Genomic DNA, 21,389 nt, shown 5'->3' with positions numbered 1-21,389 from the left:
AATGGACTGCATTTTGCAAAACAGCGCTCTGGTTGTGCTCACGCATCCCATCAAAGATTGGACTTTTACATGGAACGAAAAGAAGGTAGTAAAGTGGGGTGATTTTTATCATGAATGAATATATTATCATCGCGATCCCGCTTTTGCTGGGAATCGTCGGCTTCGTTTGCCTGCTCCTCGGTTTGTTTGGTTACCATCCGAAAAAAATTCGCATACACCTCACCATTTCCGGGATTTGCTTTTTCTTGCTGTTCGCCTATCTCATCATCGGGTATATTTACTTGGCTCCGCCATCGTTGTTGCTGAACTTGTTTTGATTACCCGTGGGCAAAACGCAAATGATCCATTATCGCTGAGGAGGTTTCGTGCCTATGAGTAGAAAAGTCGCCATCGTCACAGGAGCAAGTCGGCTGAACGGTATTGGTGCTGCCATATGCAGAGCGTTGGCTGCACAAGGGATTGATCTGTTTTTCACGTATTGGACAGCGTACGACAAGACAATGGACTGGGGGATACAAGACGATGAGCCAGCGCAACTGCGCGAACAGTTGACCCGCTATGGAGTACAGTGCGCGTGCAGCGAAATCGATTTGTCCAAGCCTGACTCGTGGTCGCATGTCCTCGATGAAGCCAGCTCGCAGGTTGGCGCTCCCTGTATTCTCGTCAACAACGCTTGCCATTCCACTTCCGACAATTATCAGTCGCTTTCGGCTGCCAGTCTGGACGCTCATTATGCGCTCAACGTTCGCGCGCCGATCATGCTCAGCGCCGAATTTGCCCGTCGATTCTCCCAGCCTGGCAACGGCCGGATTATTCACCTGACTTCCGGGCAATCGAAAGGTCCCATGCCTGGCGAAATCGCCTATGCCGCGACAAAAGGGGCGCTGGATGCGTTCACGATTACTTTTGCCGCAGAAGTCGCTCCGCTCGGAATTACCGTCAACGCAGTCAATCCCGGCCCTACAGATACCGGATGGATGTCAAAAGAGCTGGTGCCGTTCCTCTTGGAGCGCAGCCCCATGGGCAGGATCGGCCAACCGGAAGATGCGGCACGTCTGGTCGCTTTTTTGGCAAGCGAGGAAGCGGGATGGATTACCGGACAAATCATTCATTCGGAAGGAGGATTTTTGCGTTGAGCTGCCACTGTTGCGTGTGTTGCGCGCAAAATAAAAGCACAATCCGCTATACAACAGCAGATTGTGCTTTTTGGATTGGCTTTTAGTGCAGAGCGTTACGGTTTGTTGACGATGCGAAACGACGGCGTGAACAGTTCCTTTTCGCCAAGCTGTTGATAGTCTCTCTCCACATAGCCGAGGCGCATTTTGTCAAAATAGCGTTGGCCGCGCTCCTTGATTTCCGCAAGATCAACGCCTGGCAGCACGCGGTCTTTCATTACGGTGCGTCCTGCGATGATCGACAGCTTCACATCGCGCCCGGAGCCGCACATGATCAGGGTGCGAATCGGATCGTCAACGGTTCCCATGTGGAATCCGTCCAGGTCGATCGCGATGATGTCGGCTTGCGCTCCCGGAGCGAGTCTGCCGAGATCGTCCCTTCCGAGGAAGCGGGCGCCGCCCAGTGTTGCCGCGCGGAAAATATCCGCGTAGCTGGAGTCTGCCACATCGCGCTCCTGCAAGCGGGAAAGCATGCTGGCCGTGCGAATGTTTTGGATGAAGTCTGGCGGGAACGTGTCCGTCCCGATCGCGATATTAATGCCGCGACGCTTGTAGCGGGCAAAAGATTCCAGCGCGGAGCCGTGGCGTCCGATGACGAGCGGGCAATGAATGACCGTTGTTCCCGTTTCTTGCAGGATAGCCAGATCGTCGCCTTCCCCGATCGTCGCTTCGCTGTAGCCAGGGATGAAATGCGCGTGTGGAATCGCCGTCCTTTTGCCCAGGAACCCGATTTCGTTGAGGTACTGGATGGGCGACATGCCATGGCGACGATGAATTTCCGTGTACTCGTAGCTTCCTTGCGCCGCATGCAGGCGGATCGGGCAACCCAGCTCATCGCTGTAGCGTTTCGTCAGAACCAGATTTTCCGGCGTTTGCGTCTCGATCCGCTCCGGCGCGAGCATGCCGCGGATCAGGCCGTTGTGGGCGCCGTCAAAGTCTTTGACGAACTGGACAGCCCGCTCAAGCCCTGCCCGTCCTTCCGCTTCGTTCCACAGCACCTCAATCTCGCCATTTGCCTTGACGACGCGCATTCCCGACTGGTAGCTCGGTCCCATGTACATGCGCAGTCCCAGACGTCCTGCATGCTCCGCTGCCGCTGCCAGTTCCTCGTACGTCTCTGCCCAGCGCTTGTAAAAGACAGAGGTGATCGGCATCGCCGTCGTCACGCCGTTCAAGATCAGTTGGCTGTAGGCGTACAGCGATTTGAACGCCTCTTCCTCCGGCGTCATGACCTCGTGGTAGCCTTTGTTGTAGTACGCTTCCGACCAGAGCAAATTTTTGTTTCGCTGCGCCGACACTTCCAGATGCACGATGTCGTGGTCAATATCGCCAAGCGCGTTCAGATCGATGAACCCCGGGCTGATCACGGCATTGCCCAAGTCGGTCACTTCGTCCACTTCTCCGTCATACGCATGTCCTACATACAAAATCGTCTCACCTTCGTAGACGACTTCCCCGTCTTTGATGATGATGTGGTCTTCTCCGTCGTACCCGATGACATATTTGGCTGTCAGTTTCTTTTTCATGCTGTTCCTCCCCCTTGCTTCCGGATTCGTGCTCACACTCTCCACTATCTATCTTTGTATCCTTTGCCAGTATAAGAAATATTCTGTCAAGTTTGTTTCAATTGCTTTACATGTATTTGCACAATCTTTACTACTTTTCAAAAAACGGCAAGAATTTCGCCAATAAGTAAAAATCATGCAAAAACTCGTAAAGAAGCTGCAAATCTTTATTCAAAATATTCCTTACAATTAATAGAGAGCAATGAAGCTAGGCTGGGCTTTTTTCAACGATCCTCTTACTATTTTTCATGCGAAAGGGCTGATTTTTTGTGAGTCAAGCATACTCATACTGGCTAACCAACGTTCGTCTCGATAGCGGATTTGAAACCGGAGAGGATGGGGTAGTCCACACACGCTCGGAAATTTGCCACCTGAAAATTCAGGACGGGGTGATTAACGAGATCATTTCCGCGACCAAGCCACTCGACACAACGCTTCCGCAGCAGGACGCCAACGGACTGCTTGCGCTCCCGTCGTTCGTGGAAAAGCACAACCATCTGGACAAAACGTATGCAGGCGCTACATGGAAGTCGTGTCTCCCTCCGAAAAAGCTGATTGATCGCCTGGAGTTCGAAGCGACAGAAATGCCGCTGATGACCGGAACCACGCAAAAGCGGGCCGAAGCGATGTTGCAGCTTTTGCTGAACGGCGGCGCCACACATGTACGGACGCACGTCAATATTGACCCGTACATCGGCCTGAAAAACTTGGAGGGCGTACGGGCCGCACTGGAAGCGTACAGCGACCGGATGACCTACGAGATTGTCGCTTTTCCGCAGCAAGGGCTGTTGCGCACACAAGCAAGCTCCTTGATGAGACAGGCGATGAAAGAAGGCGCTACGCTCGTCGGCGGATTGGACCCGGCTGGCATCGATAACGAGCTGGAAGGTTCGCTGCGGGAGATGATGGACATTGCCGTGGAAGCTGACGCCGATGTCGATATCCACCTGCACGATCCGGGCACGCTCGGCTTTTATACGATCAAGCGCATTCTCGACCTGACAGAAGAAGCAGGCTGGCAAAACCGGATGGCGATCAGCCACGCCTTTGCTCTCGGTGATGTATCTGTCGAGGAAAGCACAGAAATGGCGGAGCGCTTGTCCCGATTGGGCACGATGATCATGACGACCGTGCCGATCAACCGAGCGATGCCTCCCGTACCGATTCTGCACGAAAAAGGCGTGCGCGTAGCTCTTGGCTATGACGGTTTCTACGATTCGTGGTCGCCGTACGGAACGGGCGACATGCTGGAGAAGCTGAATCGCCTCGTGGAGCGCTATCGCTGGGTGGACGAGCGCTCGCTGGTGCAATCGCTCTTTTTCATCACAGGCGGCAAAACGACGCTCGACCGCGCTGGCAACCGCGCATGGCCCAAAGCTGGTGACGAAGCGAACATCGTTTTTGCCGAAGCTTCCTGCTCCGCCGAAGCCATCGCCAGAAGATCGCGCCGGGCTGCTGTCATGTTCAAAGGGAAAGTCGTGCATGGGGCGTTGGAGAGACGAGGGGAAAACTAGTGCCAGGCGCCACGTCTGGAAGGAGAACGCGGCCAAGGTGGGAGCTGGCAAGCATCCGTCTCCCCTGATTTCGTATCTGTTTTTCATTTGGCATGCCGCCCCTTTTCGTAGTGTATGTGGATACATCCGTAATCGGATGGCAGTTGTGACATTAAAGAAAGAAAAAAGAGGCAGCTTTCGCTACCTCCCCCCTTACACTATTGCTTTTCCCACTTATCGTTTTCCAGTACAAATTCCGTAACCGTGCTTTCCCCGTCTGCTGATTGCTTCAGTACATACAAACTTTCACGGGATTCATGGAGGTAAATTTGTGGGCGTGTATCACCAATCGAAATCTTAGTCACGGCGTTGACCTCTTTAAAGAGGTCTTTGTCCAAATTGAAAACTACCTCTTTGTCGACTACAGTGTATTCTGACAAGTCTATTCCAGTATCGTCAGCAATTTCATTGGCGCTTTGTACGAGTAGATTCTCGTATTCTTTGGCTTCATGTGGATCTTCCTTAACGAGTGTCCAATCAATCGGATTATACACGGCCGTATCCGAGGACATTTTGAAGTCACTTATTGGTCCAGCGCCTAAACTTTCAGTATGCTCGCTCTCAACCTTGTATCTAATTTTCGGTCCATGACTGGAAGTATAAGCACCTGACGTCCGAACTCTATCCTCTACTTCGTCTACGAGCACGACTCCTTTGTACAAAGTATACGTATACACTTTAGCGTTCGCATTATTATTAAGCGTCTTAGCGGAAAACTTTACTTTGTAGCTACTTGTGGTTGAGCTACTGATGTCGACAGATGAAGTCGCAGACGTGATGTCGGCTGAAGCGCTATTCGCAAACAATAACAATGAGCCAAGACCAGCAATAGCGAATACAGATCTCTTTATCATTCTTATGCACCGCTTCCTATTTTTGGTAGATTCGGGCACTATACTATATTACTTTTATTTATTTTTCAATATTTTTATATGTGAAATAAATAAAAAACAAGGAAATTTTCCCTATCCGACGAAGAGGCAAGCCACCTCCCGACTGTTGAGTGTGTACAGTCGGGAGCTTTTTTCTTGTGCCACACGATACAACCAGGTCAAGGGCAGCAAGCCAAATCATCCGGTAAAGATTGACAACGGCAAAACCAACGTAATATTATATATTTACGTAAAAATGTAATTTTACGAAAGGTTGATGACGATGACAATGGCGGCGGAAATTTCACCGGGGGTTTACATGCTTTCGCTCGATTTTCACGGGAATATCGTTCACCCCATGCTTCTGCGCGAGGGAGAAATGAGCGTTTTGATAGACACAGGCTTTCCCGGGCAAATAGAAGATTTGCGCGCAGCCATGGACGCGGCAGGAGTGCCGATCGCCCAGCTGCAAGCCGTGATTTTGACGCATCAGGACATGGACCATATCGGCTGTCTGCCTGAGATTTTGCAGGAATGCGGTCCACGTGTGAAAATTTACGCGCACGCGCTGGATCAGCCGTACATTCAGGGAGAGTTGCCGCTGTTAAAAGACAGCCACCTGGAGAATCCCCCGCAAGGCCGCGTAGATCATACAGTAAAGGACGGTCAGGATCTGGCTTTTTGCGGCGGGATTCGCGTCATTCATACGCCCGGACATACTCCCGGACATATCAGCCTGTATGTAAAAAAGAGCAAGACGCTCATTGCCGGAGATTCGCTGTACAGTGTAGACGGGATGATCGGCGGCATTCATGCCCCGACGACACCAGATATGGACGCAGCCCGGCGCTCGCTGAAAAAGTATGCAGACCTCGACCTGGAAGCCGTCGTCTGCTATCACGGGGGAATGTGCAGGGAAAATGTCCGCGAGCAAATCGTGAAGCTTGGCCAGGCATGATCGCGCGCTGTCTGTCGTCTCAGGCGTTGATTTCATAGGAAGAACGGGCTGTTTCACGAACGCATTAGCAAACAAGCATGGCTCCATACGCCAAAAAAGAGGCAAAACCGCAAGCGGTCTGCCTCTTTTTTTCTGTGAAAACATCTCGACGTTTTTCGTGAAATGGGATGTGACCGCTTGCAGTCAACAAAACGGCCATGAATGTTTTGCTGCAAATGGTACGTAACGTTTCAAGTACCTGTCAGCTTACAGCGCCCCGGACACCACATTGCCACGGAACACGACAGCCTGGCGCTTCGCTCGGCGCGCCACCGCTTCTGCCGCAGAGGAAGCGTGCAACAACACCATGTCTGCTTCGTCTCCTACATTTGGCCATTGGCGGTTGCCCTCTTTGTCGAGCGGCGTTTTGCCGCCTGTGATAAAGCCCAGCGCCTGAGACAAGGAACGCTCATCCTGCATGCGGAAGCGCTCCGCCAATCGTCCTGCCTTTTCCAGACTGTCTCCCTGGCCGAACGGCGACCAGTGATCGGTAATGCTGTCGTCGCCGAGCATGACTTTGACGCCTTTGTCGCGCAGAAGCGGAATCGGAATAGTCGCCTTGTTGACAGGAACCGTAGAAGTGATCGAGATGCCGAGTGCGGCGAGCATCTCGGCTACGTCTCCCGCTTCCTCCAGGCTGACGTCAGCCAAAGCGATGGCGTGGCTGATCGTGACGCGGCCTTGCCAGCCTGCCTCTTCGGTCATTTTCGCCAGACGCTTGAACGTGAAAATGCCGAGATGGTCAGGATCGTGCAAGTGAACGTCGATCGGAGCATCCGCTTCTACCGCCAGTTCAAAAATCGTCGCCAGCGATTTCTCGATGTTTTGATCGACAGTCGCCGGATCGACGCCGCCGACGTAGGTCGCGCCCATTTTCAGCGCCTGGCGAATGTTCTCCACCTGATTGCTGCGCAAAAGCCCTTGTTGCGGGAAAGCAACGACCTCGCATTCCAACTTGCCGCTGAACGTTTCCATGGCAGCAAGTGTCGCCTCCAAGTTTTTCAGGCCGATATACGGATCGATGTTGCAATGGCTGCGAATTTTCGTCGAACCGGCGGACAAAAGCAGTTCCAGCATCTTTTCCGCGCGCTCCTGCGCCGTCGGCAACAGCTTGGGCATCAGTCGGCTCTCTTCTTCCAGACGTTCCAAAATGCTTTTGACCGGAGTGACCGCTTTCCACGGGCCGCCGTAGTACGTCTTGTCGATATGGATGTGCATGTCCTGAAACGACGGTACAGCCAACAAGCCGTTCGCATCTTTGACAGGCAGTCCGCTCGCCCCTGCCTCGTCGCCATAGGCGATTTGGGCAATCCGGCCGTCCTCGATCAAAAGGTGCGCCAGCTCTGTGTCGGTTGCGACAATTTTGCCATTTTCTGTCCGGTATCCACGCTCCAGGCGAACGTTCGTAATCCAATAGGCTGTAGACATGTATTCATAACATCCTTTCCAGATGGAATTTGTAAAAAACCGCTGTCACCGCGCAAGGCTTGCCGCCGACCGTTGGCTTCTTCGCCACATGTCGCGCCGCCTGTTGCCTGTTACCATTCGCCCGCTACCCTGTTGCCCTGAAACAGCACCACTCTGCGCTTCGCCCGCCTTGCCACCGCTTCTGCCGAAGAAGCGGCTTCCACTGCCATCAGGCTTGCCTCATCCCCTACCAGCGGCCACAGACGATTGCCCGCATCGTCCAGCGGAATGCGCCCCTCTGTCACGAAGCCGAGGGCCACTCCCAGCGACCGCTCATTCGTCAGGCGAAAACGTTCCGCGAGTCGGCCTGCTTTTTCCAGCAAATCTCCGCTTCCGAACGGCGTCCAGTTGTCTGTCAGGCTGTCGTTGCCGAGCATGACGGCGACGCCTGCTTTGTGCAACAGCGGAATCGGAATCGTCGGGCGGTTGATCGGAACCGTCGATGCGATCGAGATGCCGAGCGTTGCCAGCTGCTGCGCTACCTCTCTCGCCTCCTCCAGCGACACATCTCCCAGCCCGAGCGCGTGACTGATCGTGACACGCCCTTGCCACCCTGCCTCTTCCGTCATCGCTGCGATCCGCTTGATCGTGAAAAGTCCGAGGTGCCCAGGGTCGTGCAGATGCAAGTCGATGTCGGCATCCGCTTCCACAGCCAGCTCCATGATCGTTTGCAGCGAGCGTTCGATATCCTGGTCGACACCGCCGGGATCGACGCCGCCCACATGCGTCGCTCCTTGGCGCAGCGCCTCTCGCACCGTCTCGCGTGCTTGCGTGCGCAGCATGCCGTAGTGCGGGAAGGCGACAATCTCATGCGACACTTTGTCTGTAAAAGTTTCGAAAGCCCGCAGCATGCCCTCCAAAAAGCCGAGGCCGACAGTCGGGTCGACGTGGCAATGCGTGCGCACGTGCGTAACGCCCGTTGCCACCAAAAGCGACAAAATGCTCTCCGCTCCCGCCTGTGCCTGCTTCAAGTACATCGGCAGCAACGTGCGATCCTCCGCGTGCCGTTCAAACAAGTTTTTCACCGGAGTCGTCGCTTTCCACGGCCCGCCGTAATACGTTTTTTCCAGGTGGATGTGCTTTTCCGCCATCGCAGGCAAAATCAACAGACCCTTCGCATCCTTTTTTGGCACTCCGTCCTCCAAAATTTCGCTGGACGGAACGATTCGGGTGATTTTCCCGTTCTCGATAAGCAAATCGCACAGCTCGGTACGCGTTCCTGTGACAACTCCCTGATCCCACTCATACCCGCACTCCAGGCGAGCGTTAATTATCCAGTACGGAGATGCCTTCATTTGCGATCATCCCTTCGTTGTGGTCGCTTCTTCCACTTGTCCGGCGACCTGGCTTCCTTTGAAAAAGACCGCCTGGCGATCTGCCCGCCGCGCGATTGCTTCAGCCGAGCACGACGCTTCCACCAGAACGAGGCTCGCTTCTTCTCCTACAGCAGGCCACAGTTGCGTGCCGTTCGCATCCAAAGTCGTTTTCCCGCCCGTAATGAAGCGAAGCGACTGGGACAAAGCCAGCTCGTCCAGCCAACGGTTGCGCTCCGCCAAGCGCCACAAGCGCTCCAGCACGTCGCCGTTGCCGTACGGCTGCCACGTATCAAAAATGTTGTCGCAGCCAAGCGCCACGTCCACTCCGTTTTGATGCAGCAATGACACAGGCGGGATCGCCCGGCTGAACGGAACGCTGGAAATAATCGTAATGCCCGCTTCCCGCAAGATCGTCGCCATCTCTTCTGCTTCCGGCACCGGAATGTCTCCGAGCGCAAAAGCGTGGCTGATCGCTACGCGGCCTTGCCACCCGGCGTCTACCGTCATGGCTGCAAGCCTTTTCATCGTAAACGTTCCCAAATGTCCCGGGTCGTGCAAATGCAAATCAACCCCGGCGTTCGCCTCGACCGCCAGCTCCATCATCTGGTGCAGCGATTGTTCGAGATCGCCGTCTACCGTTGCCGGGTCTACTCCGCCGACATGTGTCGCGCCCTGGCGCAGCGCCTCACGCAACAGCGGCTGCGCATCCGTCCGCAAAAGTCCGTGCTGCGGGAACGCCACGATCTCATGAGTTACCCGATTCGCATAAGTAGCCAGCGCTGCCTGCACCGATTCCAGATTGGAGATGCCCGCTTCCGGATAAATGTCGACGTGTGTGCGCACGTGTGTGGAACCGTAGGAAAGCAGCACGGACAACAGGTTTTCCGCCCGCTCCTGCGTAGTCGTCGGCAAGGCTGGCAATGCCCGCTTTTCAATCTCGCAGCGCTCGATAATGTTCGCTACCGGAATGACAGCCCGCCACGGCTCGCCCAAGAGTGTCTTGTCCAGATGCACATGTTTTTCAATGAAGGACGGCAACGCCAAAAGTCCTTTGGCGTCTTTTTGCGGCAAATCGTCCGCAAGCGTCTCCGTCGCCTGTGCAATACGTGCAAATTTTCCGTCTTTTATCAAGATGTGAAACAAGGATGCATCCGTTCCAGCGACGACTCCGTTTTCCCTGCGATAGCCCGTCTCCAAACGAACATTGGTCAGCCAATAGGCAGTGCCCATCCATCATCCATCCTCTCTGGGAAATGTGTATCTATGCCTTCCCTACCCATTATCTAGGAAGGGACGAGCGTTGATTTGCACAATCTTTACGTCTATTTTCACTATTTTTACGACTTGTTCAAATTGCCTTTACTTCATACATTTTTCTGATAACTTTGACGTAAGCAAAGGAGGGGGTCACATCATGAAGGTTGAGTTCGCACCAACCAATCAAGCTCTTCCGTCAAAAGCTGCGGCAGCACGCCCAGGCAGATGGCGGACTTTTTACCGGAAATTGCGCAAAAACAAATTGGCGATGGTAGGCGGGTTTATCGTCTTGTTCTACATCGCAATCGCCCTGTTGGCACCAGTTATCGCTCCGCACGATCCTTACGCGATTGATCTGGTGAACAAGCTCAAGCCGCCATCCGCTGATCACTGGATGGGTACGGACGACAAAGGTCGGGATGTGCTCAGTCGTCTCCTCTACGGAACACGTCTTTCCATGTCTGTCGGATTCGTCGCTGTTTTTATCGGCGCTTTCTTCGGAATTATTCTCGGTCTGTTGTCCGGCTACTACGGCAAATGGGTCGACACGGTCATCTCCCGTGTCATTGATGTTCTGCTTGCGTTCCCGGGCATCCTGCTCTCGCTGGCTATCGTCAGCGCCCTGGGTCCCAACTTGTTCAACGTCATGGTCGCTGTCGGGGTCTTCTCGATTCCGGTGTTTGCCCGGATCGTCCGCGGTTCTACCTTGACGGTGAAAAAGCTGGAATACATCGACGCGATTCGCTCGCTCGGCGCCAACGACTTCACGATCATTTTCAAGCACATTTTCCCAAATATTTTGTCTCCTATTATCGTGCAAGCAACGATGCGTCTCGCGACAGCGATTTTGTCCGCTGCCGGTCTGTCGTTCCTTGGGCTCGGCGCACAGCCTCCCCTGCCGGAATGGGGCGCCATGCTGAGCAACGGACGCGACTTTTTGTTCACCGCTCCTTATTTGGCCATGTTCCCTGGCCTGGCGATTTCTACGCTCGTACTCGGCTTCAACATTTTCGGAGACGGCCTGCGGGACGCTCTGGACCCAAGAATGAAACAATAGGAGGGAAGGCTTCATGTTTGTCTACATTGTTCGTCGCCTGTTACAGATGATTCCCGTCCTGCTCGGTGTCATTCTGGTTGTGTTCTTGATCATGCAAATGGTTCCCGGCGATCCGGCTGTCCTGCTCGCTGGTGAAGGTGCTTCTGCAGAAACGATTGCCAAAATTCGCACACAGCTCGGGCTCGACCAGCCTGTCATGGTGCAATACTTCCATTATGTAACGGACGTCATGACCGGAGATTTGGGTACGTCCCTGCGCTCCAACCTGCCTGTCTTCGACGAAATCATGGCTCGCCTGCCAGCAACGATCGAGCTTGCCATTGCCAGTATTTTTGTCACCGTCGTACTCGGAATGGTCGCGGGGATCATCTCGGCTACCAAGCAGTATTCCGCGGCTGACATCACGATCATGATCGTCGCCCTGCTCGGCGTCTCGCTGCCAAGCTTCTGGCTCGGTTTGAGCCTGATCTACTACTTCTCGGTCAAACTGCAATGGTTCCCGGTCGCTGGCTGGGGCACGTGGAAACACATGGTTTTGCCCGCGATCACGCTCGGAACGGCCGGAGCTGCCATCGTAGCGCGGATGACCCGCTCCAGCATGCTCGACGTCGTACGCCAGGACTACATCCGCACAGCGCGGGCAAAAGGCTTGCGTGAACAAGTGATCGTTTACAAGCACGCGTTGAAAAACGCCCTGATTCCGATTATCACCGTTGTCGGCTTGCAGTTCGGGTTCCTGTTGGGCGGTACGGTTCTCGTCGAATCCGTCTTTGCCATCAACGGCTTGGGCCGTCTGATCGTCGACGCGATCCGCATGCGCGATTTGCCTGTCGTCCAGGGCGGCGTACTGATCGCTTCCGTCATCTTCGTGTTCGTCAACCTGCTCGTCGACGTACTGTATCGCTACTTCAATAAACGAATCGATCTGAACTAAGGAGGGAGCACCATGCCAGGACAACAAGAAAAAATACTGGACGTTCGCAACCTGCAAACGCACTTTTTCACAGATGATGGCGTCAGTAAAGCCGTGGATGGCGTTGATTTCTCCCTGAACAAAGGAGAAACGCTCGGTCTGGTAGGCGAATCCGGCTGTGGAAAAAGTATCACCTCGCTTTCGATCTTGCGTTTGATTGCCAGCCCTCCGGGAAAAATTGTAGGAGGAGAAATTTTGTTCAAAGGGCAAGACCTGATTGCCAAATCAGAAGCCGAGATGCGCAAAATTCGCGGCAACGAAATCTCGATGATTTTTCAGGAGCCGATGACATCGCTCAACCCGGTGTACACGGTCGGCGAGCAAATCGCCGAGGTGCTGCGTCTGCACCAGAACATGGGCCGCAAAGAAGCGTGGGAAAAAGCGGTCGACATGCTGCGCCTCGTCGGCATCCCTTCCCCGGAAAAACGCGCGACCCAGGAGCCGCACGAGTTGTCCGGCGGGATGCGTCAGCGCGTCATGATCGCGATGGCACTCGCTTGCCGCCCGGAAATTCTCATCGCGGATGAGCCGACGACCGCGCTCGACGTGACGATCCAGGCGCAAATTTTGGAGCTGATGAAAAAGCTGCAGGCCGAAATGGGCATGAGCATTATCATGATTACCCACGATCTCGGCGTCGTCGCAGAGACGTGCGACCGCGTCGCTGTCATGTATGCCGGAAAAGTCGTCGAGTACACGACCGCCAAAAACTTGTTCGAAAATCCGAAGCACCCGTATACGATCGGTCTGATGAACTCCCTCCCCCGTCTGGACGAGGATGTGGAAGAGCTGGTGGCGATCAAGGGCAACGTTCCAAGCCCCTTCAACATGCCGACTGGCTGCCGCTTCGCCCCGCGCTGCCCGCATGCCACTGAACTGTGCCACTCCAAGCTGCCCGAGCTTTTGACAAGCGACGACGGAAGCAAGGTACGCTGCTGGATGTACACGCCTGAATGGGATGGCGCCAGCAAGACTGCTACAGAAATGGGGGTATGACGTCATGATGATGACAGCCGATCAAACGAAAAAACCACTGCTCGAAGTCCAAAACCTCAAGCAGCACTTCCCGATCAAAGGCGGCATCTTGGGCCGCACCGTCAATCACGTCAAAGCGGTTGACGATGTCAGCTTCACGATTTTTGAAGGCGAAACGCTCAGCATCGTAGGCGAATCCGGCTGCGGAAAATCGACTACCGGACGCGCCATCCTTCGCCTCGATGAACCGACAAGCGGCTCGGTATTTTTCGAAGGAAAAGACTTGCTCGCCATGTCCAAATCGCAAATGCGCAGCATGCGCAAAGACTTGCAGGTCATCTTCCAGGACCCGTTCGCATCGCTGAATCCGCGTCAGTCCGTGGCGCAAATTCTCGGCGAAGCACTGGCGATCCAAAACATCGTCCCTGCCAATCAGCGCCGGGAGCGCATCATTGAACTGCTCAGCCACGTCGGTCTGCGCCCGGATCAAATCGATCGTTTTCCGCACGAATTTAGCGGCGGGCAGCGGCAGCGGATCGGGATTGCCCGCGCTCTGGCGATGCAGCCCAAGCTGATCATTTGCGACGAAGCGGTGTCTGCTCTCGACGTTTCGATTCAGGCACAAGTGCTGAATCTGTTGAAATCCCTGCAAAAAGAGTTCAAGCTGACCTACTTGTTCATCTCGCATGACCTTGGCGTCGTTCGCCACATTTCTGATCGCGTGATGGTGATGTATCTCGGCAAAGTCGTGGAAATCGCCGACAAGAAGTCGCTGTTCGACAGTCCGCAGCATCCGTATACACAGGCGCTTTTGTCCGCGATTCCGGTCCCGGACGTCAGCAAAAAGCAAGAACGGATCATCCTGCGCGGAGACGTGCCTTCGCCGATCAATCCACCGCAAGGCTGCCGCTTCCATACGCGCTGCCCGCTCGCGGTCGAGCGCTGCAAGACAGAAGTTCCGGCTCTGACCAACGTACACAGCACGCATCAGGTTGCCTGCCACCTCGTGCCGTAAGAGACATTAAAATTTTCTAAAAAAGCAAGCGAACCTCAAGCGGCATGATATGATGGTAACTGCAAAATCAAAGACGACCATACAGAAGGGATCTCATGATAAGCTTCGAAGGTTTCACTCTGCTCATTCTGTTGTTCATTTTGGCTCCTATTATAGGAGCTATTGCTTTATTGTTTTTGTTCATTTTTGAAAAGCGCATCGACCTGCTGGAAAACAAAAATGTGAAGATCGAGCTGGAAAAGGAGCTTCAGCAAGCGCTCTACAATCAGCTGAACCAGCAAATCCAGCCGCACTTCCTGTTTAATACATTGAATGTCATCCTCAGTCTGGCACGGCTCAACCGGACAAAAGAGCTGGTGAGGGCTCTCGAAGTCCTCTCCCAGTTTCTCAAATTCAAGTACAAATCGACGGAGCCGTTGATTTCACTCGCCCGGGAGATTCAATACACCGAGCAGTACCTGGAGATTCAAAAGCTCCGCTTCGGCCACCGGCTGCATATTACTCTCGAATGCGCGGACGATTTGCTCACCGCCTCGATCCCTCCGTTCGTGCTGCAAACGCTCGTGGAAAATGCGTTCAAACACGGGCTGGAGCGCAAGATGGGCGACGCTGTTTTGCAAATTCACATCAGCCGCCAGGCAGACGATGTCTTGCTCGTCGTCGCAGACAACGGCTCCGTTGACCTCGCCGCCTTCGAGCATGAGAATGGAACAGACAGCGAAGCCGAACAGCCGCATGAGAAGAGCGGCCACGGCTTGGACAACATCCGGCGCCGACTCCACCTTTGCTTTGGTGATCACGCACAATTACAGCTAGAAAGCTCATCTGAGGGAGGAACGCGTGTGATTGTTCAATGGCCGTGTATTTTTGAACATGTTGATGTGAGGTGAACAAGATGAACGTACTACTCGTGGATGACGAACCGTTGGAGCTGGACCAGCTGGAATACTTGATCCAGCCCATGTTCCCCTTGTGGAATCTGTACAAGGCCGCTGACGGCAGCCAAGCCATGGCGATCAGCCAGAAGGTGCCTCTTCATCTCGCCTTTCTGGACATCAATTTGCCGGGGAAATCCGGGCTGGCGCTCGGCGAGGAGCTGCGTGCCCAGCATAAAGAGATCGAACTGATCATCGTGACTGCTTACCAAGATTTTCATTACGCCAAACAATCCATCCGCCTCGGTGTCGTCGATTACATCACGAAGCCTGTCATCGAGAGCGAGCTGGTCGAGATTTTGAACAAATACCAGAAAAGTCCTGCCTTGTCCGCCTACACCCGGATTATTTCCGATGCGATGAACATCATCCACCAGAAATTTGCCGAAAAGCTCAACCTGGCTGACCTCGCCGCAGAGGTGCACATCAATCCGACTTATCTCAGTCGACGGTTTCATGAGGAAGTCGGCGTTTCGTTTTCCGAGTACCTGATGCAGTACCGGATTCAGATGTCCAAAAAATTTCTGATCGGCCATCCGGAATGGAGCATCTCGACCGTAGCGGAGCGCACAGGCTTCAACAGCCAGCACTATTTCAGCACCATCTTCCGCAAGGTGGTCGGGAAAACTCCCAAAGAATATCGGGACAAGGGGAATGTATTTTGACGTATTTATCCTTTCGCGAGTACGTGCTGGGCGCAGCCAAAATCGGGATCGGACTCGGGGCCGTCTCCATTCTTGCCCGCTGGGTGACTGGCAACACCATTTTTGGCTCACCAGAGGCGCTCGTCAAATACGGCATCTTCGGCGGGATCGGCTTCGCCTTGATGGGGGCAGTCGCCCTCTGCTTCTTCGGTTTGCTCGGTCGCCGGGTGCGCCGGGAATTTTCCGAAGGCATGACCATCGGCGATTACTTGCAGGGCAAGCTGCACCCTTTTGGCTACTGGTTGATGATTATTTTGTTGCTGTTGACGACGATCGAAGCGATGTTTGTCCAAGGGATGGCTGGCGGCGTTTTGCTGAACATCTTGTTCGGCTTGCCTATCCCGCTCGGTCTGCTCTGTTTTTTTGTGTTCTCCGTCCTGTTTGCCGGCATCGGTGGAATCCGCTCGATCCACCGCTTTGCCATCGTGCAGATTGTGATTACATTTGCTGCGGCGATTCTCATTCCGGTTTACTTTTTCATCGGAAAAGGCGTCGAGCACGTCTACAACGGCTTGCGGCTGTACCATCCGTATTTGCTCGTGGCAAGTAACAAGGAAGGGCTGTTGTTTATCGTCACGGGGCTGTTGATCGGCTTCGGACAAGTTTTTTCCGACCAGGCTTCCTGGCAGCGGCTGTATATGATGGAAGAGAAAAAAATCGTCCCGACCTTTTTGCTGTCCGGACTGATTTTCGCCACGGTGCCGCTGGCCTTTTCGTCGCTAATCATCATCGTCATTTTCACGGGCGGCTTTGACGACATCTACTCGCTCATGTTCGACCTCGTCCGCAAAATCGATTCGATGTTTTTGCTTGTCCTGTTCGTCCTGTGCTCCTTCGGTGCGATCATGTCCGCATTCGGAGCCGGGCTGCATTCCATGATCAGCCTGATGGTCAACAACGTCTATCAGCTGTTCCGCCCGCGTGCAACCGAACGGCAAAAAATTCGCACGGGCTACATGCTCGCCATCATGATTGGCGCGGTGTCTTTTGGTCTGACGAGCTATTTCAAGCCGACCTTGCTCGACTTGCTGTTTTTCTTCGGCATCATCTACGCCTCCCTGATTTTGCCCTTGATCGTCATCGTCTGGTCGCGGGGGAAGGCATCCAATTTCATTTTGATCAGCGCTGTGGTAGGACAGGCAGCAGGGTACGTCAGCAGAGCGTTTGTCGATCCGATGAAAGCGATCTGGATCGCTTCTTTTGCTACGGCCTTCTTCCTGGTAGGCTACCTGAGCATCACCTGGCTGTGGAGGCGCTACTTCCGCACGGCGTAACGCCTGCAAGCCCTTACGCTGCTGGTGCTGGCTGGCGCTGATCGCACAGGAAGGAACGAATGTCATGCTGCGATCTTACTTGCTGCTCATTTTTTGCGTCACCGCCTGGGGCAGCAATTTTGTCTTTGGCAAAATGCTGGTGGCGGAATTTTCGCCGCTGTTTTTGTCTGTCATGCGTCTGCTGTTCATCGCGCTGTTTTTGTTGATCTGGGCAAAAGGACGACTGACGATTCCGAAGCTGTCACGGCGCGACTGGCTTTTGGTTGCGACTCTCGGCATTGTCGGCGTCGGGATTAACCAGTGGTCGTTTTACAAAGGGCTGGTGACGGCTGATCCTACTACTTCGTCGCTGATTTTGGCTTTGACTCCGGTAACGACTGCGCTGCTCGCCGCCCTGTTTTTAAAAGAAGCGCTGACATGGCGCATGGGGCTTGGCGCTGTCATCGGTACGGCTGGCGTTCTGTTCGTCATTTACACAGGGGCCGAGCTGCACTTTGACGTCGGCATTCTCTGGATCGTGCTGACGATGCTGACATTTGCCGTCTCAATCATTCTCGTCCGCATGCTCGGCCACCGACTGCCTCCGCTCGTGACCACGCTTTTTTCCAACCTGATCGGATTCGGCGCGCTGCTGCCGTTCGTCTTCGCCAGCTTGCCGCAAGTTGCCTACAGCACGCAGTTGTCTTCGTGGATTTTGTTGTTTGTGACCGCTGTCATCATGCACGGCATCGTCACCTTGATCTGGAACAGCCAGCTGCAAAAAGTCGGAGCGGCCAAAGCCGCGATGTTTTCCAACCTGGAGCCGTTTATCGCCATGCTGTTCGGCTTTTTCCTGTTGGCGAAGCCCGTCACGCTCATTCAACTGTTTGGAGCGCTCCTGATCATCGCAGGCGTTACGCTAACCACCACTTCCAAAGAGCCGCGCGATCATAAGTCCGCTTCGCCTGTTTCTTCGTGACATTTTTATTTCATACAAAAACAGTCGGAATTATGGTTGAGTTTTACAAAAGCAGAGATTATACTAGACAGTACATGCAAAGATCGAGGAGGGCTGTTCATGTCTACGGTTAAGCTGTCCCAATGGGAGACGATGCTTCTGGAAGCCGCTCGTGCCCATGGATTTGTCGATGAAGAAATCATTCACAGGCTGAGAACGGGCGATTCGGAGCCTTTCGCTGATGTGGAAGGCGGCAAATACGATTTCTCTCCCCTCTTTGAACTGTACCAAAACGATTCTGCTGCGCTGGAACAAGCCATTCGCGACGGCTATCAAATCAAGTTCACGACGATAAACGGGATCAAGTTCCTGTTGAATAAGCGCTATCAGCTGCTGGCCGAGCAAGATTATGAGGTAGAGGAAACGGCACTGAGCCAGGTTCGCTTGTCAGTTGAAGCGCTCGACTGGATGCGCAAGACGATCTCCAGAAACTGGCGAGTCGTCGAGCAGGAAAAGCTCGCGGGCGGCAAGGAAACGGTGGTCCGATTCGAGCTGGCTGCTTCCTGAATGCGAAAAGAGCACTTTCCACGCGGGAGAGTGCTCTTTCTTTTTCACATTTTACACGCTAAAAGGAGAACGGCTATGAATGAACAAAGCTGCATACGCGCCATCCAGGATGTCTATCCTGATTTCATTGTCCACTCTCTCGTTCGCAATGAGATCGGACAAAACAACGATGTGTGGATCGTCAACGGCGCGTACGTGTTTCGCTTTCCCAAGTACGCGCTGGGCATTCGCCAGTTGAAAAAAGAAACAGCCGTGTTGCAAGCGGTCCAGGATAGCGTTTCCCTGCCGATCCCCGCTCCGGTCTATCGTTCCTTCGTGCCGGAGGAGCCTGGTAAAGTCTTCACTGGCTACCCGCTGCTACGCGGAGAGCCGTTTACGCGTGAAGCGTTTGCGCAAGCAGCCCGTCACAATCAGCTCCCTGCCATCGCGGCCCAGCTCGGGCGATTTCTGTACGAGCTGCACTCTTTTCCGTATGAACAGCGGCTCCCCGAGCTTGTTTCCGACTCGGTTGGCATGGCAGACGAGCTGACGGAGCTTTACGACCGAATCGTCTCCCGGCTGTTCCCGGCCATGCGCGAGTCGGCCAAACAGGAGATTGCTGAACGATTTGAGACGTATCTGGCTGATCCTGCCCACTTTGCGTTTGCGCCGCGGCTCATTCATGGTGACTTCGGCACGACCAACATTTTGTACGACGCGCAAAAACAGCGGATCACGGGCATCATTGACTTCGGCGGAGCAGGCATCGGCGACGCGGCTTACGATTTCGCCGGACTCGCCGCGAGCTATGGCGAGAACTTTTTGTCCTGCCTGTCACCGTGGTACCCCGATCTGGATTCCGTCCTCGTCCGCATGCGCTTTTATCGCAGCACGTTTGCCTTGCAGGAAGCATTGTTCGGCATCGAGCAAGGGGATGAACAGGCGTATCGGGCGGGGATGCGGGACTATGTGTAGCGTCTTCATCCTTTCACGGCTCCTTGCGTCAGCCCCTCCACCAGGTACTTTTGGCAAAAGGCAAACAACAGCATCGTCGGGATGACAGACAGAACAGTAGCTGCCGACATCGCTCCCCACTCGATGTCGTACTTTTTGATGAAAGCGTTCATGGCGACCGGGATCGTCTTGACTGACTCTTCATCGATGAACAAAACGGCCATGATCAGCTCGTTCCAGCATTGCACGAAGGCAAAAATGAACGTGGCTGCGATACCGGGGAGCATGATCGGCACGATTACGCGAAACAACGCGCTGATCCGGGAACAGCCATCCATCATGGCCGCCTCTTCCAACGCGTTCGGGATGCGTTGAAAAAAGCCGGACATGATGATCGTGCAAAACGGAATCAGCATGACGGTGTAAATCAGGATTAAAGAAAACAGACTGTTCAAAATATGCATTTTCGACATCATGACATAGAGCGGCGCCATCCCGATGAAGATCGGAATCATCTGTGTGACGAGAAAGCCGAACATGACCTCTCTTTTGCCCCGAAACGAAAAGCGGGCCAGAACGTACCCGCCAAGCATGGCGATCACGACGACAAGCGCCGAAGCGAACAGCGATACGAGAAAGCTGTTCCAGATATAGACCTGAAAATGCGAGATGCGAAAAATCTCCACATAATTGAGCAACGTCACCTCATCGGGCCAGTAGCGGATCGGCAACGAGAAAATTTCTTTTTGCCCTTTGAGCGACGTGATGACAATCCAGTACAACGGAAAAATCGCAAAGGCCAAAAATCCGCCCAAGACAACTACCCGCGCTGTTTGCCACCATATGTGATCGCGCTGCATCTAGAAATCCCCTCCCTTCTCCATGCGGGTCGCCTTGACGTAAAACACGGTGAACACCAGAAGGAGCAAGACAATGATGCCCCCTACAGCCGAGGCTTGCCCGTAATCCTGTCCGAAAATGACTTTATCGATCATATACGTGGCGAAGATGTGAGTCGAGCCTGCCGGACCGCCATTGGTCATCGCGTAAATGATGTCGGGAAAATTCAAGATCCAAATGACCCGAAGAAGAATCGTCACCAGCATCGTCGGCAAAATGTAGGGCAAGGTCACGCTCCAAAACTGCTGGATGCGCCCCGCGCCGTCCATCGCTGCCGCCTCGTACAGCTCCTCCGGGATCGATTGCAGGGCAGCCAAAATCATGATGGCAAAAAAAGCGACACCGTACCAAATGTTTGCGATGATCACGGCCGCAAGCGCCCATTTTCCATCGGCCAAAAACGGGATCGGGGCAGCGATCAACCCGCTTTTCACCAGCAAGTCATTAATGACGCCAAATTGCGCATTGAACATCCACCGCCAGATCAATCCGATCAAAAACCCGGACATCGCCCACGGAAAAAACACAAACGCCTGATAGATGCCTCTCCCCCGGAAACGGCGGCGCATGAACAACGCCAAGGCAAAGCCGAACAGCAACTGGAAGAACAGCGAGACAGCCACCCAGTAAAAGCTGTTCAACGCCACGCGGGGAAACTCCGGGCTGGTCAGGACAGCGAAGAAGTTGTCCAATCCGATGAAGCGCACATCCAGCAAATTAAACAGCGTGTAGTTTTGGAAGGACATGATGATGCCGCGCAGCAGCGGATAGTAAGTAAAAATGCCGACAAACAATACCGCTGGCAGCAAGCAAAGGCAGATGAAAGCTCCTTCCCTGGACAGCCGAAACGGCTTTTTCGGTGGCGAAACGAATGGTTCTTTCGTTACGACGATGGGCTTCTCTGTTTGCAAGACCGT

At 54.0% G+C, this 21,389-nt stretch carries 21 protein-coding genes; 14 read left to right on the top strand and 7 right to left on the bottom strand.

The genetic code is table 11. The features are described from left to right. The first annotated feature begins 110 nt into the window (after positions 1-110). Positions 111-317 carry a hypothetical protein gene (locus tag DEP07_RS26135; protein WP_122963105.1) on the top strand — a complete coding sequence of 69 codons (207 nt, stop codon included), beginning with the start codon at positions 111-113 and terminating at the stop codon, positions 315-317. Positions 318-371: 54 nt separating this feature from the next. Next, positions 372-1,136, top strand: a complete 765-nt coding sequence (locus DEP07_RS26130; protein WP_122963104.1) for an SDR family oxidoreductase — start codon at positions 372-374, stop codon at positions 1,134-1,136. 95 nt (positions 1,137-1,231) lie between these two features. Here DEP07_RS26130 and DEP07_RS26125 read toward each other — a convergent pair whose 3' ends face one another. Further along, the gene (locus DEP07_RS26125) at positions 1,232-2,701 is read right to left on the bottom strand and encodes an amidohydrolase family protein (RefSeq protein WP_173598364.1); all 1,470 of its coding nucleotides are present in this window, start codon (positions 2,699-2,701) and stop codon (positions 1,232-1,234) included. Between the two features lie 308 nt (positions 2,702-3,009). On the opposite strand from DEP07_RS26125, the gene DEP07_RS26120 reads away from it, so the two are divergent. Then, positions 3,010-4,254: an amidohydrolase family protein gene (locus tag DEP07_RS26120; RefSeq protein ID WP_242772157.1), complete on the top strand. Its 1,245-nt coding sequence runs from the start codon at positions 3,010-3,012 to the stop codon at positions 4,252-4,254. Positions 4,255-4,451: 197 nt separating this feature from the next. Here DEP07_RS26120 and DEP07_RS26115 read toward each other — a convergent pair whose 3' ends face one another. Next, on the bottom strand, positions 4,452-5,147 hold the full coding sequence (locus DEP07_RS26115; RefSeq protein ID WP_287103228.1) for a hypothetical protein: 696 nt from the start codon (positions 5,145-5,147) through the stop codon (positions 4,452-4,454). A 301-nt stretch (positions 5,148-5,448) separates the two neighbouring features. On the opposite strand from DEP07_RS26115, the gene DEP07_RS26110 reads away from it, so the two are divergent. Continuing rightward, positions 5,449-6,123: an MBL fold metallo-hydrolase gene (locus tag DEP07_RS26110; protein ID WP_287103227.1), complete on the top strand. Its 675-nt coding sequence runs from the start codon at positions 5,449-5,451 to the stop codon at positions 6,121-6,123. A 246-nt stretch (positions 6,124-6,369) separates the two neighbouring features. Here DEP07_RS26110 and DEP07_RS26105 read toward each other — a convergent pair whose 3' ends face one another. From DEP07_RS26105 to DEP07_RS26095, 3 genes are all read right to left on the bottom strand, one after another. Further along, complete coding sequence (locus tag DEP07_RS26105) at positions 6,370-7,590, bottom strand: amidohydrolase family protein (RefSeq protein ID WP_173598367.1); 1,221 nt, start codon at positions 7,588-7,590, stop codon at positions 6,370-6,372. A 110-nt stretch (positions 7,591-7,700) separates the two neighbouring features. Continuing rightward, positions 7,701-8,924: an amidohydrolase gene (locus DEP07_RS26100; RefSeq protein WP_287103226.1), complete on the bottom strand. Its 1,224-nt coding sequence runs from the start codon at positions 8,922-8,924 to the stop codon at positions 7,701-7,703. A gap of 6 nt (positions 8,925-8,930) precedes the next feature. Continuing rightward, positions 8,931-10,175: an amidohydrolase gene (locus tag DEP07_RS26095; RefSeq protein WP_173596192.1), complete on the bottom strand. Its 1,245-nt coding sequence runs from the start codon at positions 10,173-10,175 to the stop codon at positions 8,931-8,933. A gap of 184 nt (positions 10,176-10,359) precedes the next feature. On the opposite strand from DEP07_RS26095, the gene DEP07_RS26090 reads away from it, so the two are divergent. The 10 genes from DEP07_RS26090 to DEP07_RS26045 all read left to right on the top strand — a co-directional run bounded on the left by DEP07_RS26090 (position 10,360) and on the right by DEP07_RS26045 (position 19,593). After that, on the top strand, positions 10,360-11,259 hold the full coding sequence (locus tag DEP07_RS26090; protein ID WP_122963097.1) for an ABC transporter permease: 900 nt from the start codon (positions 10,360-10,362) through the stop codon (positions 11,257-11,259). A gap of 13 nt (positions 11,260-11,272) precedes the next feature. Beyond that, positions 11,273-12,193, top strand: a complete 921-nt coding sequence (nikB, locus tag DEP07_RS26085; RefSeq protein ID WP_122963096.1) for a nickel ABC transporter permease — start codon at positions 11,273-11,275, stop codon at positions 12,191-12,193. Between the two features lie 12 nt (positions 12,194-12,205). Then, positions 12,206-13,228: an ABC transporter ATP-binding protein gene (locus DEP07_RS26080; protein WP_122963095.1), complete on the top strand. Its 1,023-nt coding sequence runs from the start codon at positions 12,206-12,208 to the stop codon at positions 13,226-13,228. Between the two features lie 4 nt (positions 13,229-13,232). Further along, on the top strand, positions 13,233-14,222 hold the full coding sequence (locus DEP07_RS26075) for an ABC transporter ATP-binding protein (protein WP_122963094.1): 990 nt from the start codon (positions 13,233-13,235) through the stop codon (positions 14,220-14,222). A 170-nt stretch (positions 14,223-14,392) separates the two neighbouring features. Further along, the gene (locus DEP07_RS26070) at positions 14,393-15,112 is read left to right on the top strand and encodes a sensor histidine kinase (RefSeq protein ID WP_229049852.1); all 720 of its coding nucleotides are present in this window, start codon (positions 14,393-14,395) and stop codon (positions 15,110-15,112) included. A 5-nt stretch (positions 15,113-15,117) separates the two neighbouring features. Next, on the top strand, positions 15,118-15,822 hold the full coding sequence (locus DEP07_RS26065; RefSeq protein ID WP_122963092.1) for a response regulator transcription factor: 705 nt from the start codon (positions 15,118-15,120) through the stop codon (positions 15,820-15,822). Next, positions 15,819-17,135, top strand: coding sequence for a sodium:solute symporter family transporter (locus DEP07_RS26060; RefSeq protein ID WP_122963091.1), 1,317 nt, complete (start codon positions 15,819-15,821; stop codon positions 17,133-17,135). Before DEP07_RS26065 ends, DEP07_RS26060 begins: the two co-directional genes overlap by 4 nt. A 64-nt stretch (positions 17,136-17,199) precedes the next feature. Further along, positions 17,200-18,093 (top strand): DMT family transporter, encoded by an 894-nt coding sequence (locus DEP07_RS26055; protein ID WP_122963090.1) that lies wholly within the window; start codon positions 17,200-17,202, stop codon positions 18,091-18,093. A 99-nt stretch (positions 18,094-18,192) separates the two neighbouring features. Next, positions 18,193-18,639: a hypothetical protein gene (locus tag DEP07_RS26050; protein ID WP_122963089.1), complete on the top strand. Its 447-nt coding sequence runs from the start codon at positions 18,193-18,195 to the stop codon at positions 18,637-18,639. Between the two features lie 75 nt (positions 18,640-18,714). Next, positions 18,715-19,593 (top strand): phosphotransferase family protein, encoded by an 879-nt coding sequence (locus DEP07_RS26045; RefSeq protein WP_287103225.1) that lies wholly within the window; start codon positions 18,715-18,717, stop codon positions 19,591-19,593. Between the two features lie 5 nt (positions 19,594-19,598). Here DEP07_RS26045 and DEP07_RS26040 read toward each other — a convergent pair whose 3' ends face one another. Beyond that, entirely contained in the window at positions 19,599-20,432 is an 834-nt protein-coding gene (locus tag DEP07_RS26040) for a carbohydrate ABC transporter permease (protein ID WP_122963087.1), read from the bottom strand. Then, positions 20,433-21,383, bottom strand: coding sequence for a carbohydrate ABC transporter permease (locus tag DEP07_RS26035; protein WP_287103224.1), 951 nt, complete (start codon positions 21,381-21,383; stop codon positions 20,433-20,435). Between the last annotated feature and the right edge of the window lie 6 nt (positions 21,384-21,389).

This window comes from Brevibacillus sp., assembly GCF_003521185.1.
In the GTDB taxonomy this organism is placed as follows: domain Bacteria; phylum Bacillota; class Bacilli; order Brevibacillales; family Brevibacillaceae; genus Brevibacillus; species Brevibacillus parabrevis.
The sequence above is the reverse complement of the archived record's forward strand: the minus strand, read 5'-3'. Positions and strand labels throughout refer to the sequence as shown.